The sequence below is a fragment of the Rhodococcus sp. MT28 genome (assembly GCF_058792695.1).
This window is the reverse complement of sequence record NZ_JBXAFD010000003.1, coordinates 772,321-788,139: the sequence shown is the minus strand read 5'-3', so window position 1 is coordinate 788,139 and position 15,819 is coordinate 772,321. Positions and strand designations below refer to the sequence as shown.

Genomic DNA, 15,819 nt, shown 5'->3' with positions numbered 1-15,819 from the left:
TCCGAAATGTCCTGTTCTTGGATATTGTCTAAACAGGGCTGCGACGGGAGACGACGTGCACACGATCACGGATCTGTCGCTGGTCACGGGCCCGGTTCCGCCCGTGGTGACGGTGCTCGGAATTCTGGCACTTCTGTGGCTGATCTTCTCGAGATCGAGGCGTCACGTCCTGATCTCGATTCCGGTCTGCATCGTCGCGGCAATCGCGATCACTCTCGTGCTGTACTGGCTGATCGAGAAGGTGTGGCACCCGTTCCCCGATCCGATTGCCCGTCCGGTCTACGTGTGGATCGGGTTGGGCATTCTCGGCGTGCTGCTGGGTGTTTCGCGGGTATTTGCGGCGACGCGGATCGACGGTCGCGTGCTCACCGTGGTCTCCGTGCTCCTGGTGGTCGTGTCGAGCGCGGCTCACGTGAATCTGCAGTTCCAGTCGTATCCGACGTTGGGAACAGCGCTGGGACTCTCGGATGCGGAGAAGGTTTCACTCGCCGACCTGGACGACGGCAAGGACGGGGCGGTACCGGTTTCGCAATGGAAGGCTCCAGCGGACATGCCGTCGGCGGGCAAGGTCAGCACGGTCACGATTGCGGGGACGGTCTCCGGATTCAGCGCCCGCGACGCCGAGATCTACCTACCGCCCGCGTATTTCACCAACCCACGACCGGAGTTGCCGGTGTTGGTCCTGCTTGCCGGCCAACCAGGCGCGCCCGAGGACTGGCTACAGGGCGGACGTCTCGTCCAGACCATGGACACCTATGCCGCTGCGCATTCGGGCTTGGCTCCCGTTGTCGTCGTTGCTGACGGGACCGGGTCGGAACTGGCGAATCCGCTCTGCGTCGATTCTCAACTCGGGAACGTCGCAACGTACCTTTCGCGCGATGTTCCCGACTGGGTGCGCGGGAACCTCCAGGTGGATCCCGACCCGAGGAAGTGGGCGATCGGGGGACTTTCCTACGGCGGTACCTGCGCGTTCCAGATGGCAACGAACTTCCCCGCGGTGTATCCGACGTTCCTGGATCTGTCCGGTCAGATCGAACCCACACTCGGCGATCGCAAGCAGACGGTCGATGCAGCGTTCGGCGGCAATGACGCCGCGTTCGTGGCAGTGAATCCGCAGGATCTGCTCCGGGAGAAGAAGTTCCCCGACAGCGCCGGGGTGTTCGTGGTCGGCAAACAGGACAACGACTACCGCCCAGGTCTTCAAACGCTCTACGAAGCCGCAAAGGCCGCAGGGATGGACGTCCAGTACGCCGAGGTAGACGGTGGACACAGCTTCCAGGTGTGGTCGGCTGGATTGGCGAGTCAATTAGGTTGGCTGGGAACGCGACTCGGTCTGCCCGGATGAACGATCGTCCGGAAGTTCCGAAGACCCGATGATCAGCGGGTGAATTCTTCCGGTCGCCCCGGCTTCGGAGCCCAATCCCTGCGGATCCGCCACACTCGCGAGCCGAAGGTCGAGTGCGCCGGTCCATTCTCGGGTCAATTGCGCATCGAGTGCGTCGACGCGCTCGAGTAGCGGAGGGTGCTGGTCCGGCGGGCAGGCTTCGAGCAAGGTCGCGAATACCGCGCGTAGACGGCGCTGGACCTGCGCGGAATTGGTACTGAAGTGCCGGATCTCGTCGGTGGCGACGGACACGTAATCGGTCCAGGTGCGTTGCTGCCCTCTGATCAGCGTGAGATCCGAGGTTGATGTGTCGAAGCGGACCCGCGGGGCGAGAAGTACCAGAAGATCTTCGATGTGGTCGAGAGCCTGGACGGCTCGGCCCGGGTCGTTGATGGCGGGTGACAGTGCCTTGAGCGCGATGTCCACGATCGACTGAAGCGCTGCACCGGGGCTGACGACCGGGCTGTGCGTGTCACCGAAGATCAAGCACGACATCAAGGTGTCCGGGCGTACCTTCAGCGAGGGTCCGCGTACCTCGAAGAGGGGCGCGTTCTGGGCGACGAACTCGCCGATGCTGGGGACGACTTCGACCGAGACGTCCCAGCGGCCGGCCAACCGCTGCAGTCGTGCGAGATCGATCGCCAGCAGAATCCGGCCGTCGGGTGAGAGGTGGCGCAGGCGAATCACCAGTGCGTCGGCGCTCTCGGAGTTCTCGGACTCGCGCGGTTGGGGTAGGGGGAGCGGCTGACTGGGTTTCGGTGCGCCAGAGGGCAGGTCCTCGTACAGCGGATAGGCACGAATCGTCGCGCTCCGGCCCTGGGCCGCTATCCAACGCAGCAACCGACTGGAATTGAGAATCGACCCGACCTTCGCCACCAACGCGATGAACAGGATCGCACTGGCCAATGCCAGAAGCAGTGCGATCGCCGTGGAGATGGTCGGTGAGGAATTCTCCGAATCGAGCGCCAGATCGAGCGCAATGATCAAGGAGAAGACGAACGTGGCCAGAAACATGCCGATCGACCACCGCATCACTCGCTGCTGCGCAAGCATCGGGACCACCCGCACCGAAATCTGCGAGGCGCCGAACTGCATTGCGAGGGTGATGGCGGTGAACACCAGACCGGTGAGAGTGATCATCCCGCCGGCGATGACGCTGAGCAGCGTCGCGGTGGCCCCGGCGTCCACGCCCTCGGAAATGGTACCGACGTCGCCGTCGCTGACGAGATCTCCGTCGATCCCGACGAGGATGTTCGCGGTGACGACGGACAGGACGACGAGGATCACGGGGAGACGCCAGACGGGGACTGTTCGTAGTCGTCGGCGAGTTCGACGCCAGCGAATTCTGTCCGAGAGCCGCCGCGACAATCCGACCTTCGACGTGGGGGTTGTGGTGTCGACGACGGGGAGCGGTGGTGGGGGCGGGGGAGCGGAACCGAAACTTCCCGACACCGTTTCCTGAACGTAGATCTTCGCGTGGATCATCGGCTCGCGATAACGCTGTTCACGGGCCACTGCCCGGCTCATCTTCGCCGGCTTGTCGCGGTAACGCGAGCGCGCCCACGGCGCACCCGGGCGACTCAACCGAATTGCTCCGATCAACAGAAGTGGGGTGAAGAACAGCCCGATCAGGCCGGTCCAGAGTTTGCCCTTCATCAACGTGATCACGGCGAGTCCGAGTTGGATCACGATCGCGACGACAACGCCGATCAACGTCGCCAGGCTGCGGTCCTGCTCGTACGGGTCGAACTCTCCCGCGAACCCGATCGGGTGGACCCCGAGAAGGAAAAGGAACGAGATCGCGATGGCAACGAACACTGCGTCGATGGACGAGCGACCTTCCTCGGCCCAGTAGACATCGCGCAGATGCAACACGAGCGCGTACTCGTCGAGGACCAACGCGCTGCCGATGCCGAACACCGACGCGAGAACACAATTGGCGATCGGGGTGTGATAGTCGGCCAGAGCGATGAAGGCGAAGCCGGACACGAGCATCATCATCAAACCGAAAACCATGTGGTGGATGTGCATTCCACCGGGCGTGACATTGCCTGGCCACCACGAGACCTCGGCCCGGATCATCCGGACGCTGAAGCGGATGAACAGGAACGTCAGGACAAAGGCGAGTAGGAGGAAGAACAGCGGGAGCCTGCCGGTGTCGACGACCGTGTGCTCGAACCAGGACCGCACGGCGTCAACTCTTGCTGGTGGCGAGCTTGATCAGCTGAGGAGCCGTTGCGTCGGGCAGGTAGGCACGCGTCAGTGCGATTCCGATCCGAGGCAGGTCGGCCTCGTCGCGGAAACACAGGAAAACGGGTTCGTACCTCGGCTTGAACTTCTTCTTGAACGCGTGAAGAGACCGGAAGCCGTACAGCGGTTCCATCGCGGCTCCGAGCATGTCCAGCAGGCGGTCCATCGATGCGGCGTCGGCGCCGTCGTCGCTGCGGGCGAGCGGTGCTCCGGACAGTGAGACGAATTGGGCACCTTGTTCTTTGAACTCGAGGGCCGACGATGCGATGAGGAACTCGACCACCGGACGGAACCCGTCGGGACGTCGACGCATGACGTCGAGTGTCCAACCCTGAACCACGCCGCCTTCGCCGTACACCGGCAACCACGAGGTGACGCCGTGAATGCTTCCGGTCGGGTCGACGGCCAAGCCGACACGGACGTCGCGATCGAGCGCCTCCTCGACGCTTCCGAGGGTGAACCCCATCTCGGGTAGCCCCTTGTCGCCCACCCATTCCTCGGAGATGGCGCGCACCTGAGCCAATACGGAGAACGGCTCGTCGGCCAATGTTGTCATCCGGAAGGTGATGTCGTCCTTCTTGGCCTTGTTGAGCGCCGAGCGGATGTCCTGCCAGGATTTACCGGTGAACTGCAGTTCTGGTAGGTCGACGATCGTGTCTTCGGCGACCTGAACGGTGCGCCAGCCACGCCGGGTGGCGGCGTCGGCTGTCTCCTTCCCCACGGAGAACAAGCAGGGAGTGAGGCCGTTGGCTTCGGACATCGTCGTGAATTCGTCGACCGCTGCGGCAAGTCGGTCGGGGCTCGCTATCGGATCCGCCAGGACCACGACGACACCGACATGCCGTTGGAATGCAACGACGCTCTCACCCGACTCGCCGAAGTAGTAACTGTTGCCGTCCCACGTCGTCATCCACGACATGGTTCCGCCGCCGTGTCGTTTGAGCAGTTCCCGAGCGGCGGCGCGCGGATCGTTCCCGGACAACGGCCCGCCTCGAATCTTGCGCCGCATCGGTACGTGAAAAGCGTGGCGGCCCTTGATCAACAAGATGAGTTCGAGAAGCCAGAGCAGCGCGGTACCGACCGTGACGGCGCCGGCGCTCTCGTAGTCGAAGAAGATGACCGAGACGAGGACGAGGGCGGTGGCCAAAACCGTCAGTGAACCGAACACCACGGCAACCCACCAGGCCCAGCGGCGACCTCGTCGCAACTGGTCCGCGATCAGGGCAACGATGACCACGTCGATCAATGCCGTCCAGCCCGAACCGGTTTCGGCTTCCGTCGGCCCGAACGGTCCGCTTCCGGGGAACAGCCAGACGGCGATCTCGACCACGCCGATCAGGAGCAGGCCGATGAATCCGAGCAGGCGGATCTCGCGTCGCGTTCGGGGGATGAACCCGCGCTCTCCGTCGCCGAAGAACTTCTCGCCCACCGGCAGGAATATCGCGACCGCGATGAGGTGCTGCACGTCGGCGAGGCGGCCTTCGAAGAGGAACGCGATCGCAATGTACGCACACAGAATGGCGCGGACTCGCATTCGCCAGGGCGAGCGGAGTGTTGCTGTGGTCGCGGCGAGTGCGGCGATGATTGCGGTGGTGACACCGACGTCGCGGTGGGTGGCGAGGTTGCGAGCCCAATCCCAGTCGGTGTGGCTGCCCGCCCAGAGGAGGAGCGATGCACCGAGTTCGCCCGCCAACTGACCGCTGATCGTGACGATGGCCGCGTTCTTGGTTCCCAGGCGCCATTCGCACCAGCCGACCGCGAAGGCAAAAACGACGATGATCGAAACATACTGACCCGGCGTCAATCCGAAGAACCACCCCGTGACGAGAGTCCACCACTTGCCTTCCTGCAAGGCAGGAACTCCGTAGGCGATGTCGTTGAACCACGAGTAGGTACGGACGTGATTCCACAGGGCGCCCGTCGCGATCCCGACGACGGTGATGGTGAGCACGACGCTCGCGGTGAACGGCACACGCCGCAGGACGCTCAGCGTGTCGGAGGCAAAGCGAGAGGCCCGATTCGACGCGCCCGGCGCGCTCTGGTCGGTCTGCGGGGTGGGGGTCTGGGACTGCTCAGCCATCGAGGTTCTCTTCTCGCCATGCCGCACGGTGGATTCTGCCTGTTCAGCATGACAGGAATACAGACCGATAATCAGGCGAAGCGGCCAAAATGGACCAGACTGGCTGAGGGTCTCAGTCTCGTGGCGCTACTGTCGAGCCATGGTGAACGGAGATTTACTGAATCGGGACCACGTGGTCGCCTCACTTGCCGCTTTCGAACCTCGGTCGGTCGAATTGGACGGAAGGCGCTCGGCGTCGGTGGTCATCGTCGTCATGCGGACAGCGGACGGAACACCAGTGTTCCCGGTGACGAAGCGGCCGAGCAAGATGCGCGCCCACCCCGGTCAATTCGCGTTGCCGGGCGGAAGCGTCGACCCGGGCGAGTCGTCCGAACAGGCAGCGGTTCGGGAACTTTCCGAGGAGCTGGGTGTCGACGTTCCCGAGTCGAAGATCATCGGCCGGCTCGACGACTACGTCACTCGTTCGGGATTCGTGATCCGGCCGTTCGTCATGTGGTCGGGCGAGGACATCGGGGGACTGGTACCCAATCCCGACGAGGTGGCCCAGGTGTATGCCGTCACGTCGGAGGAGCTCGACGTGGACTCGCGCTTCGTCACCATCGAGGAGTCACCGAACCCGGTGATCCAATGGCCGTTCCGAACGAGCCTGATCCATGCGCCGACCGGAGCCGTCATCTATCAGTTCCGCGAAGTGCTGAACGGACGGCACACGCGCATCGACAAGCTCGAGCAGCCGGTGTTCGCCTGGAGATAAGGGCAGCTCGACACGCTCGGGACAGTTCAGGCTACGGCGCCTCGGCGAATAGTCCGTCGTGCTGTGGAAAGCTGGCCGCACGGCAATCGAACGACGCGAGGTGTGTGCAGTGAACTCTGGCGAACAAGAACCGATCCCCACGGATCGGATTCTCACTGTTCCCAACGTGCTCAGTATCGTGCGTCTACTCGCTCTGCCACTGTTCGCTTACCTGCTGCTCGTCACGCACTCGGACGGCTGGGCATTGGCGCTGCTGATGCTCAGCGGGTTCACCGACTGGCTCGACGGCAAGCTGGCCAGAGTGCTCGGACAGACCTCGCGTCTGGGAGCGCTTCTCGACCCGCTGGTCGATCGTCTGTACGTCGTGACGACACTGGTCACCTTCGTCGCCCGCGATTTCATTCCCTGGTGGGTCGCAGCGATACTCATCGGCCGTGATCTTCTGCTTGCGTTGACGCTGCCGATCTACCGCAGGCGTGGCCTGCCACCGCCCGAGGTGGTTTATCTCGGCAAGGCTGCGACCTTCCTACTGATGTTCGCGCTGCCGTTGATTCTTGCCGGGCACGGAGACTGGGCCATCGGACCGTTCACCCATGCCTTCGGTTTCGCTTTCCTGATCTGGGGAACCGTCCTGTACGTGTGGACTGCCGCGATCTACGTGCTCAAGGCCGTTGACGTTGCGCGAACCCACGAGGTCGTGCCCCGATGAAGTCGACCGGGGAGGACGTCCGTCGTAACCCGGTACCGTCGCTGCTTCGGTCACTCATGACCGAACATCTCGACCCGGGCTACGAGGCAACTGCATTCGAACGCCAGCACGAGCACACCAAGAACAGATCCTCGAAGACGGGGCCGTGGCTGGCCCTCGGCGCACTGTTGATCGGGTTCATCGTCACGGTCTCGGCTGTTCAGGCGACGAAGCAGGTGACCGGCACCGAAGAGGTTCGAAGCGAGTTGGTGGCGAAGGTCCGTGATGCGGAGGATCGAATCGATTCACTGGCCGCGTCCCGCGATTCACTCGGCGGCGCCGTCGACGCAGCGCGCGGCGTGGCGCTCGAAGGCGATGCACGCGGCAGCGCCGTCCTCGACCAACTGCGAGCGGTCGAATCCGGCGCAGGAGCCGAAGCTGTTCACGGGGAGGGACTGGTGGTGACGTTGACGGACCCGGCCGGACGCCCGAACCTCTCGGATGCGTCGCAACGGAGTGTCGGCGGTAAGACAGTTGTCCTCGATCGCGATCTGCAGACCGTCGTAAACGCCCTGTGGGCTGGGGGAGCGGAGGCGATCGCCGTCGGCGGCGTGCGAATCGGGCCGACGGTGACCATTCGTCAGGCGGGCGGCGCGATGCTCGTCGACAACCAACCTGTTTTCTCCCCGTACCTCGTCGAGGCGATCGGAGACACGCGAGCACTGCAGCGGAAATTCGTCGTCAGCGACGCCTACGTGAGAATGTCTAGCGTCTCGCAACTGTACGGAGTCGGTTTCGCGGTGGCCGAAGACGATTCGTTGACTCTGCCGCCTGCGGCGCCTCGCGCCGTCCGAGTGGCAACAGAACCCACAGAACCCAAGTGACAGAAGGAGTTCGATGAAGGCCGGTTCCGCCCTGTACGGACTCGCAGCACTGGTCGTCGGCATCGTCCTGGGCGTAGTTTTCAGCCCGCAGGTGCCCGACGTGATCCAGCCCTATCTTCCGATCGCTGTCGTTGCGGCGCTCGACGCCGTCTTCGGTGGACTACGCGCGTATCTGGACGAAATCTTCGACGCGAAGGTGTTCGTGGTTTCCTTCGTCTTCAACGTGCTTGTCGCGTCGTTGATCGTCTGGCTCGGTGATCAGTTGGGTGTCGGTACTCAACTCTCGACGGCGATCGTCGTCGTGTTGGGTATCCGGATCTTCGGCAACGCAGCGGCATTGCGACGCCGACTGTTCGGAGCGTGAGTCATGGCGGAACATTCCACGACCGAACCGGAAGAAGAACCTCCCGTCACCACTGCGGGTGAAGGTCGTCACGAGTTGCGTTCACCGTCCAAACACCGCACCAACGTCGTCTTCGCAATCCTCGCTGCTGTGCTGTTGAGCGTGCTCGGCGTTGCGATTGCCACACAGGTACGCAGCACAGTGGCCGGAGATTCACTCGACGCCGCGCGCCCTGCCGACCTCCTGGTGGTTCTCGACAATTTGAATCGGCGCGAAGCCGCGCTGAGGCAGGAAGTCGCGAATCTTCAGGAATCGCTTGCCACTTTGGAAGCCGGTGGCAACACGGGAGCAGCGCTGGACGAGGCGCGGGCGCGGCTGACCTCACTCTCCATTCAAGTGGGGACCGCTCCGGCCACTGGACCGGGTGTGACGATGACCCTGACAGATCCGGCGGGCGGCGTCGGATCGGAAGTGATTCTCGATCTCATCCAGGAACTGCGTGCTGCCGGTGCCGAAGCCATCTCGATCGCAGGTGCGAACGGCGAACCCATTCGTATCGGCGTGAACTCGTGGGTGAGTGGGCGCGGCGGCGAGATCGAATTGGACGGAACCCGGATCGAGCAGCCGTACACTGTGACCGCGATCGGAGATCCGCCGACATTGGCGGCAGCGTTGAACATTCCCGGAGGCGTCTTCGACAATGTCGCACGCAATGGCGGAACGTCGTCCGTCGAGCAATCGCAGCAGGTCACGATCTCCGTCTTGCGACAATTGAATCCGCGCCAATACGCTCAACCCGGAAATTGATCTTTTTGCGTCCGACTTTCGGACGGCCTGTGAAAGGAAGCCACTGTGAGTGAGCTCGATACACCTACCGATCTGCGCTACACCGCGGAGCACGAGTGGGTGAAGCGAACCGGCCCGACCTCAGTTCGAGTCGGTATCACCGACTTTGCTCAGTCGCAGCTCGGTGACGTCGTGTTCGTCCAGCTTCCCGCTGTCGACGAAGACGTGACCGCCGGTGAATCGCTCGGTGAGGTCGAGTCGACCAAGAGCGTCTCCGACATCTTTGCTCCGTTCACTGCGAAAGTTCTTGCAGCGAACGGTGAATTGGACGGACAGCCCGACCTCGTCAACACCGACCCGTACGACACGGGTTGGTTGGTCGAACTCGAGGTTGCCGACGAGGCCACACTCGACGCCGCACTCGCGGCAACTCTGGACGCGGAGGCATACAAGGGACTCACGTCCGAGTAGAAAACCTGCGCGTGGACCGGCCAACTCGTGTTGTGTCGCGGCCTGTCTCGCTGCACACGGCGGTCTGCGCAGGGTACGGTCGTTAGGTACGCATGTGCCGAGTCGGGGCGCAGGGCCGTATCGAACGTGACTGTGAAAGATGCTCGTGAAGAAAGTGCACTGCGTAGTCCAGTGATTCATGATCTGGATGATTGACCCAGGAGGAGAAACAGTGAGCGAGAACGGTAACGACGCGGGCTATGGGGAGTCGCCGGCGGAGACCACTTCGGTTTTCCGCGCGGACTTCCTCAATGAGCTCGACAACACCTCCTCTGCAGCACCGGCCGCCGAGCAGCCGGTTTCGGGCGTGGAAGGCCTTCCCGCCGGAGCCGCACTTCTGGTGGTCAAGCGGGGACCGAATGCAGGATCCCGCTTCTTGCTCGATCAGCCGACGACGTCGGCAGGTCGGCACCCGGACAGCGACATCTTCCTGGACGACGTGACCGTCAGCCGTCGTCACGCCGAGTTCCGTCAGGAAGATGCAGATTTCCACGTCGTCGACGTCGGAAGCCTCAACGGCACCTACGTCAACCGTGAGCCTGTCGATTCGGCAGTTCTCGCGAATGGTGACGAGGTTCAGATCGGCAAGTTCCGTCTGGTGTTCCTCACCGGCCCTCGTGCCGGCGGTTCGCAGGTCGGCGAGTCGTCAGCAGGTGCGGGTAGCTAATGACGGCAGTGCGGCAGCAGAGCCAGCCCGGAATGTCGATTGGTTCCGTGCTGGATCGGTTGCGTCCAGATTTTCCCGACGTGACGATTTCGAAGATCCGTTTCCTCGAGTCCGAGGGCTTGATCAGCCCGCAACGGACACCGTCGGGATACCGCAGATTCTCTGTCGAGGACTGCGAGCGTCTTCGCTTCGTGCTGACCGCTCAACGCGATCAGTACCTGCCGCTCAAAGTGATCAAAGAACAACTCGAAGCGATCGACAGTGGCGCAGCGACGGTGAGTGCAGAAGTTCCTGCGCCTCGTCGTGCTCGCGTCCTGTCGATCGCTACGGGCGATGTCTCACCCGAGGCGTTCCGGGTCGATCGCGAAGTTCGAGTCGGTCGTCAGGATCTTCTCGCGCGCGCTGACATCGACGATCGGTTTCTGACCGATCTGATCCGCACCGGTTTGGTCGTTCCCGGCGCGGCGGGCTTCTTCGACGAGGATGCCGTGACGTTGGCGCGCACCGCTAAGGCGATGTCCGAGTACGGCTTGGAGGTTCGCCATCTGCGCGCGTTCAAGTTGGCTGCTGATCGCGAAGCGGGACTGGTGACTCAGATCGCCGGACCGGTTGCCAAGGGTCGTGACGCCGGAGCACGTGATCGTGCCGAGGAAATGGTGCGGGAGCTGGCCGCTCTGTCACTGACTTTGCACACGTGTCTGGTCAAATCGGCAGTTCGGGGAAGTCTCGATCGCTGAGTTCCTCGATCAGCGGGGCACACTCGAATAGAATTTCAGTACGACCGCATCGGAGTCGGTCGGCTGGATCACGTCAGGTTGGAGGCAAGCTCGATGGGCGAAATGCGTGTGATCGGAGTTCGTGTCGAGCAGCCTCAGAATCAGCCGGTCCTGTTGCTGCGAGAGTCCGACGGCGATCGGTACCTGCCGATCTGGATCGGGCAAACCGAAGCTACCGCGATTGTTCTCGAACAACAGGGAGTCGAGCCGGCGCGGCCGCTGACTCACGACCTGATCAAGATCTTGATCGAATCTTTCGGTCGGAGCCTCAAGGAAGTTCGGATCGTGGACCTGCAAGAGGGCACTTTCTACGCGGATCTCGTCTTCGACGAGCAGACCACTGTCTCGGCACGTCCGTCGGACTCGATTGCATTGGCCCTGCGCATCGGCGTTCCGATCTTCGCGTCGGAGGCTGTTCTCGCCGAGGCCGGTCTGGTCATTCCCGACGAGCGCGAAGACGAGGTCGAGAAGTTCAAGGAATTCCTCGACACCATCTCGCCGGACGATTTCAAAGCCACTGATGGTTAGCCTGAATTGACTGGTTGCGGACTTTAGTCTTCAACTCTCAAGTAGAGGTTGAGTCTCGGTCGGCGTGTTGCGTTGACCATGCACCCTCCTGGACTTACCGTTGCGTGCGGTGGAGATCTTCTCGCCTTGTCGATCGAGGCGTACTCTGGGTAAGTCCACTCATGGAATTACCTGCCTTGGATTCACATCTGAAAGTTCGGTCGGCACGGGATTCTCGTGACTGCTGATAGCACAGGTTGGTTACATGATGGCGAAGCGAGAGGGAGACGGCAGTGGAAGAACAGTCGAATGAGCGCGGGACGGGCATAGCCGGTAGTGCCGCGACTGCAGAAATGTCTTCCGAAGAGCTGCAGCCGGGCTTGTTCCCGGACGATTCCATCCCCGACGACCTCGTCGGATATCGAGTACCCAGTGCGTGCCAGATCGCCGGGATCACGTACCGCCAACTCGACTACTGGGCACGGACGTCGTTGGTTGTTCCGTCGATCCGTGGCGCTGCCGGATCCGGAAGCCAACGTCTGTACTCCTTCAAGGACATTCTCGTTCTGAAGATCGTGAAGCGTCTGCTCGATACCGGCATCTCACTGCAGAACATCCGCGTTGCCGTCGATCACCTCCGTAAGCGTGGCGTCCGCGATCTTGCCAACATCACTCTGTTCTCCGACGGCACCACCGTGTACGAATGCACGTCCCCCGAAGAGGTCGTCGACCTCCTCCAGGGTGGGCAGGGCGTATTCGGCATCGCAGTCAGTGGCGCGATGCGTGAACTCACCGGAACGATCGCCGACTTCCCCGCCGAGCGGGCCGACGGCGGCGAAAGTGATCCCAACCCGGAAGACGAGTTGGCTTCGCGACGCAAGAATCGCGCCAGCCGCAAAACCGGATAACGTACGTCACATCTCTTTGGAGGATGCCACGGTGCAGGTAGGCGTTTCGGTCAACTAGACTGAGCCTGCGTCGCCGGCGTACGGGAGAGCCTCGGATACCGATTCACCGAACTTGTCTTTGTTTCAGTCTTTGTCTCAAAGGTCAGTCGTGAGCGGGATCAGGGCGCCGAAGGAGCAATACCTCCCCGTCAATCTCTCAGGCACCAAGGACCGTACGGGCTCCGACGCCTCTGGAAAGCGGTGGGACAACCCACCCGCCGACGGGGAAAGGCTGTGGCTTCCGCCTTCGGCGGATCACTACCGAATCTCTCAGGCGCTCGGGAATCGAGCATGCGACAGAGGGGGAGGAACACACCGCAGTTCGGTGTGTGTCCTGATCCTCCGATCTGTCTGGGAGTTGTCGTGATCGACGCTGCAAGCCGTATATTTGCCGACCGCCATGTCGGTCCGAACGCCGCGGAACTCGCGCGCATCCTCGAACTCGTCGGGGTCGATTCACTCGACGAACTGGCAACCAAGGCCGTTCCCTCCGTCATCCTCGACGCTGCCCCGAACGGCATCGCTGCCGGACTCGGCGCTCTGCCGCTTCCGGTCGGAGAGCACGAGGCACTTGCCGAACTGACTGCACTCGCAGCCCAGAACACCGTCGCGACGTCGATGATCGGCCTCGGCTACTTCGACACGTTGACGCCGCCGGTGTTGTTGCGCAACATCATCGAGAACCCGGCCTGGTACACCGCGTACACCCCGTATCAGCCGGAGATCAGCCAGGGCCGTCTCGAAGCCCTCCTCAACTTCCAGACCATGGTCGCCGATCTCTCCGGCATGGAACTGGCAAACTCGTCGATGCTCGACGAGGCCACCGCCGCTGCCGAAGCCATGACGCTCCTGCGCCGCGCGAACCGCAGCAAGTCCCCACGATTTGTCGTCGACGCCGATCTCTACCCGCAGACCCTCGCCGTCATCGAGACTCGCGCCGAGCCGCTCGGCATCGAGATCGTCTCCGCGGACCTCACCGCTGGTCTTCCGGAAGGTGACTTCTTCGGCGTCATCGCCCAGATCCCAGGTGCCTCGGGACGAGTCGTCGATTACACCTCGATCATCGCGGAAGCTCACGAGCGCGGCGCACTGGTTGCCGTCGGCGCCGACCTCCTCGCGATGACGCTCATCACCTCACCCGGTGAGCTCGGCGCGGATGCGTGCTTCGGAACCACCCAGCGTTTCGGTGTTCCCATGGGATACGGCGGACCGCACGCCGGTTACCTGGCCGTGCACTCCAAGCATGCGCGTCAGCTGCCCGGCCGCTTGGTCGGCGTCTCCATCGACGCAGACGGAGACAAGGCGTACCGCCTGGCGCTGCAGACACGTGAGCAGCACATTCGCCGCGAGAAGGCGACGTCCAACATCTGTACCGCTCAGGTGCTCCTCGCCATCCTCGCTGCGATGTACGCGAGCTACCACGGCGCCGAGGGACTCAAGGCGATTGCGTTGCGCGTCGCTGCCCGCGCACACGCGTTGGCAAACGGCCTGCGCGAAGGCGGCGTGACCGTCGTCCACGATTCGTTCTTCGACACCGTGCTCGCTCAGGTTCCGGGCAAGGCGGCCGACGTCGTCGCTGCGGCCAAGGAATCCGGGATCAACCTGCGTCTGGTCGATGCCGATCATGTCGGTATCTCCTGCGACGAGGCCACGACCGCCGACCACGTCCTTGCCGTGCTCGACGCGTTCGGGATCGAGGATGCTGTTGTCGCCATCGAAGCCGAGGGCAATTCGGTTCCGGCTGCTCAGGAGCGCACCTCCGACTACCTGCAGCACGAAGCCTTCACCCGTTACCGTACGGAAACGGCAATGCTTCGCTACCTGCGCGCGCTGTCCGACAAGGACATCGCCCTCGATCGCAGCATGATCCCGCTGGGTTCGTGCACCATGAAGCTCAATGCGACCGCCGAGATGGAATCCATCACCTGGCCCGCGTTCAACGCGATCCATCCGTTCGCGCCGACATCGGATGCGCCCGGTCTGCTGAAGATCATCAAGGATCTCGAAGACTGGCTGGTCGCGGTCACCGGCTACGACAACGTCAGCCTGCAACCCAACGCCGGCAGCCAGGGGGAATACGCGGGCCTGCTCGCGATCCGCAACTACCACCTCAGCCGGGGCGACGACCACCGCGACACCTGCCTCATTCCGTCGAGTGCTCACGGCACCAACGCGGCTTCTGCCGTCATGGCCGGGATGCGCGTCGAGGTTGTCGCCTGCCGTCCCAACGGTGACGTCGACGTCGACGATCTGCGCGCGAAGATCGCCGATCATGCCGAGCGTCTCGCCGCGATCATGATCACCTACCCTTCAACACACGGTGTCTACGAGCACGAGATCTCCGACATCTGTGCAGCGGTACACGACGCCGGTGGCCAGGTGTACGTCGACGGCGCCAACCTCAATGCGCTTGTCGGCCTTGCCCGTCCGGGCCGATTCGGCGGCGACGTCAGCCACCTGAATCTGCACAAGACCTTCTGCATCCCGCACGGCGGCGGCGGACCCGGCGTCGGCCCGATCGGTGTGCGCTCACACTTGACGCCGTTTTTACCCGGACACCCGATGGCCCCCGAACTCGGTGGTAGAGGAACGATCTCGGCAGCGCCGTATGGCAGTGCGTCCATTCTGCCCATCACCTGGACCTACATCCGGATGATGGGTGCTGCGGGCCTGCGCCGCGCCAGCCTGACCGCCATCGCGTCGGCCAACTACATCGCGCGTCGACTCGACGAGTACTTCCCGGTTCTCTACACCGGCGAGAACGGCATGGTCGCGCACGAGTGCATCCTCGACCTCCGTGGGTTGACCAAGGACACCGGCGTCACCGTCGACGACGTGGCAAAGCGTCTGGCCGACTACGGTTTCCATGCTCCGACCATGAGCTTCCCCGTGGTCGGCACACTGATGGTCGAGCCCACCGAGAGCGAGAACCTCGAAGAGATCGACGAGTTCTGCGAGGCGATGATCGCCATTCGCGGCGAAATCGATCGCGTCGGAGCGGGCGAGTGGACGGTGGAGGACAACCCGCTACGCGGTGCTCCCCACACTGCGGGAAGCATTGCAGAGCAGTGGGATCACCCGTACTCGCGTGAGATCGCCGTCTTCCCGCGTGGCAAGGCTCGCCCGAAGGTGTGGCCGTCCGTGCGTCGTATCGACGGTGCACATGGCGACCGCAACCTGGTCTGCTCCTGCCCGCCGATCGAAGCGTTCGCAGGCAACTAAGGCGTGTGCCCGCCGGAGATC

General features: G+C 63.0%; 14 protein-coding genes and 1 riboswitch. Of the genes, 12 read left to right on the top strand and 2 right to left on the bottom strand.

Annotated elements, in window-relative coordinates; genetic code table 11:
• Positions 1-55: 55 nt before the first annotated feature.
• Positions 56-1,345, top strand: a complete 1,290-nt coding sequence (locus tag AC1Q6C_RS16235) for an alpha/beta hydrolase (RefSeq protein ID WP_003946153.1) — start codon at positions 56-58, stop codon at positions 1,343-1,345.
• Here AC1Q6C_RS16235 and AC1Q6C_RS16230 read toward each other — a convergent pair.
• Both AC1Q6C_RS16230 and AC1Q6C_RS16225 read right to left on the bottom strand, forming a co-directional pair.
• A complete protein-coding gene (locus AC1Q6C_RS16230) occupies positions 1,307-3,574 on the bottom strand; it encodes a DUF2254 family protein (protein WP_218749274.1) in 2,268 nt (755 codons plus the stop codon). The genes AC1Q6C_RS16235 and AC1Q6C_RS16230 overlap by 39 nt on opposite strands.
• 4 nt (positions 3,575-3,578) lie before the next feature.
• Positions 3,579-5,714 carry a bifunctional lysylphosphatidylglycerol flippase/synthetase MprF gene (locus AC1Q6C_RS16225; RefSeq protein WP_047270497.1) on the bottom strand — a complete coding sequence of 712 codons (2,136 nt, stop codon included), beginning with the start codon at positions 5,712-5,714 and terminating at the stop codon, positions 3,579-3,581.
• Between the two features lie 139 nt (positions 5,715-5,853).
• Between AC1Q6C_RS16225 and AC1Q6C_RS16220 the strand changes: the two genes are divergently transcribed.
• The 11 genes from AC1Q6C_RS16220 (at position 5,854) to gcvP (ending at position 15,798) form a co-directional block, all read left to right on the top strand.
• The gene (locus AC1Q6C_RS16220; protein ID WP_003946186.1) at positions 5,854-6,468 is read left to right on the top strand and encodes an NUDIX hydrolase; all 615 of its coding nucleotides are present in this window, start codon (positions 5,854-5,856) and stop codon (positions 6,466-6,468) included.
• Positions 6,469-6,577: 109 nt separating this feature from the next.
• Positions 6,578-7,177, top strand: coding sequence for a CDP-alcohol phosphatidyltransferase family protein (locus AC1Q6C_RS16215; protein WP_030537518.1), 600 nt, complete (start codon positions 6,578-6,580; stop codon positions 7,175-7,177).
• The gene (locus AC1Q6C_RS16210) at positions 7,174-8,040 is read left to right on the top strand and encodes a DUF881 domain-containing protein (protein ID WP_003946177.1); all 867 of its coding nucleotides are present in this window, start codon (positions 7,174-7,176) and stop codon (positions 8,038-8,040) included. Before AC1Q6C_RS16215 ends, AC1Q6C_RS16210 begins: the two co-directional genes overlap by 4 nt.
• A 13-nt stretch (positions 8,041-8,053) precedes the next feature.
• Positions 8,054-8,404 (top strand): small basic family protein, encoded by a 351-nt coding sequence (locus tag AC1Q6C_RS16205; protein WP_003946178.1) that lies wholly within the window; start codon positions 8,054-8,056, stop codon positions 8,402-8,404.
• A 3-nt stretch (positions 8,405-8,407) separates the two neighbouring features.
• The gene (locus AC1Q6C_RS16200; protein WP_047270499.1) at positions 8,408-9,190 is read left to right on the top strand and encodes a DUF881 domain-containing protein; all 783 of its coding nucleotides are present in this window, start codon (positions 8,408-8,410) and stop codon (positions 9,188-9,190) included.
• A 45-nt stretch (positions 9,191-9,235) separates the two neighbouring features.
• On the top strand, positions 9,236-9,640 hold the full coding sequence (gene gcvH, locus AC1Q6C_RS16195; RefSeq protein WP_003946160.1) for a glycine cleavage system protein GcvH: 405 nt from the start codon (positions 9,236-9,238) through the stop codon (positions 9,638-9,640).
• Between the two features lie 211 nt (positions 9,641-9,851).
• A complete protein-coding gene (gene garA / locus AC1Q6C_RS16190; RefSeq protein ID WP_003946166.1) occupies positions 9,852-10,346 on the top strand; it encodes a glycogen accumulation regulator GarA in 495 nt (164 codons plus the stop codon).
• On the top strand, positions 10,346-11,083 hold the full coding sequence (gene ftsR / locus AC1Q6C_RS16185; protein WP_003946161.1) for a transcriptional regulator FtsR: 738 nt from the start codon (positions 10,346-10,348) through the stop codon (positions 11,081-11,083). Before garA ends, ftsR begins: the two co-directional genes overlap by 1 nt.
• A 93-nt stretch (positions 11,084-11,176) precedes the next feature.
• Positions 11,177-11,650, top strand: coding sequence for a bifunctional nuclease family protein (locus tag AC1Q6C_RS16180; RefSeq protein WP_003946194.1), 474 nt, complete (start codon positions 11,177-11,179; stop codon positions 11,648-11,650).
• A gap of 332 nt (positions 11,651-11,982) precedes the next feature.
• Positions 11,983-12,537 carry a MerR family transcriptional regulator gene (locus AC1Q6C_RS16175; protein ID WP_021344354.1) on the top strand — a complete coding sequence of 185 codons (555 nt, stop codon included), beginning with the start codon at positions 11,983-11,985 and terminating at the stop codon, positions 12,535-12,537.
• 220 nt (positions 12,538-12,757) lie between these two features.
• A riboswitch (glycine riboswitch) is annotated at positions 12,758-12,886 on the top strand.
• Between the two features lie 53 nt (positions 12,887-12,939).
• Positions 12,940-15,798 (top strand): aminomethyl-transferring glycine dehydrogenase, encoded by a 2,859-nt coding sequence (gene gcvP / locus AC1Q6C_RS16170; RefSeq protein ID WP_230358695.1) that lies wholly within the window; start codon positions 12,940-12,942, stop codon positions 15,796-15,798.
• The last annotated feature ends 21 nt before the right edge of the window (positions 15,799-15,819 follow it).

Bases quoted from the DNA above. Each gene is read 5' to 3' on its own strand.
- AC1Q6C_RS16225 (WP_047270497.1), bottom strand. From the start codon at position 5,714: ATGGCTGAGCAGTCCCAGACCCCCACCCCGCAGACCGACCAGAGCGCG.
- AC1Q6C_RS16220 (WP_003946186.1), top strand. From the start codon at position 5,854: ATGGTGAACGGAGATTTACTGAATCGGGACCACGTGGTCGCCTCACTT.
- AC1Q6C_RS16210 (WP_003946177.1), top strand. From the start codon at position 7,174: ATGAAGTCGACCGGGGAGGACGTCCGTCGTAACCCGGTACCGTCGCTG.
- AC1Q6C_RS16205 (WP_003946178.1), top strand. From the start codon at position 8,054: ATGAAGGCCGGTTCCGCCCTGTACGGACTCGCAGCACTGGTCGTCGGC.
- AC1Q6C_RS16200 (WP_047270499.1), top strand. From the start codon at position 8,408: ATGGCGGAACATTCCACGACCGAACCGGAAGAAGAACCTCCCGTCACC.
- ftsR (WP_003946161.1), top strand. From the start codon at position 10,346: ATGACGGCAGTGCGGCAGCAGAGCCAGCCCGGAATGTCGATTGGTTCC.
- AC1Q6C_RS16180 (WP_003946194.1), top strand. From the start codon at position 11,177: ATGGGCGAAATGCGTGTGATCGGAGTTCGTGTCGAGCAGCCTCAGAAT.
- AC1Q6C_RS16175 (WP_021344354.1), top strand. From the start codon at position 11,983: ATGTCTTCCGAAGAGCTGCAGCCGGGCTTGTTCCCGGACGATTCCATC.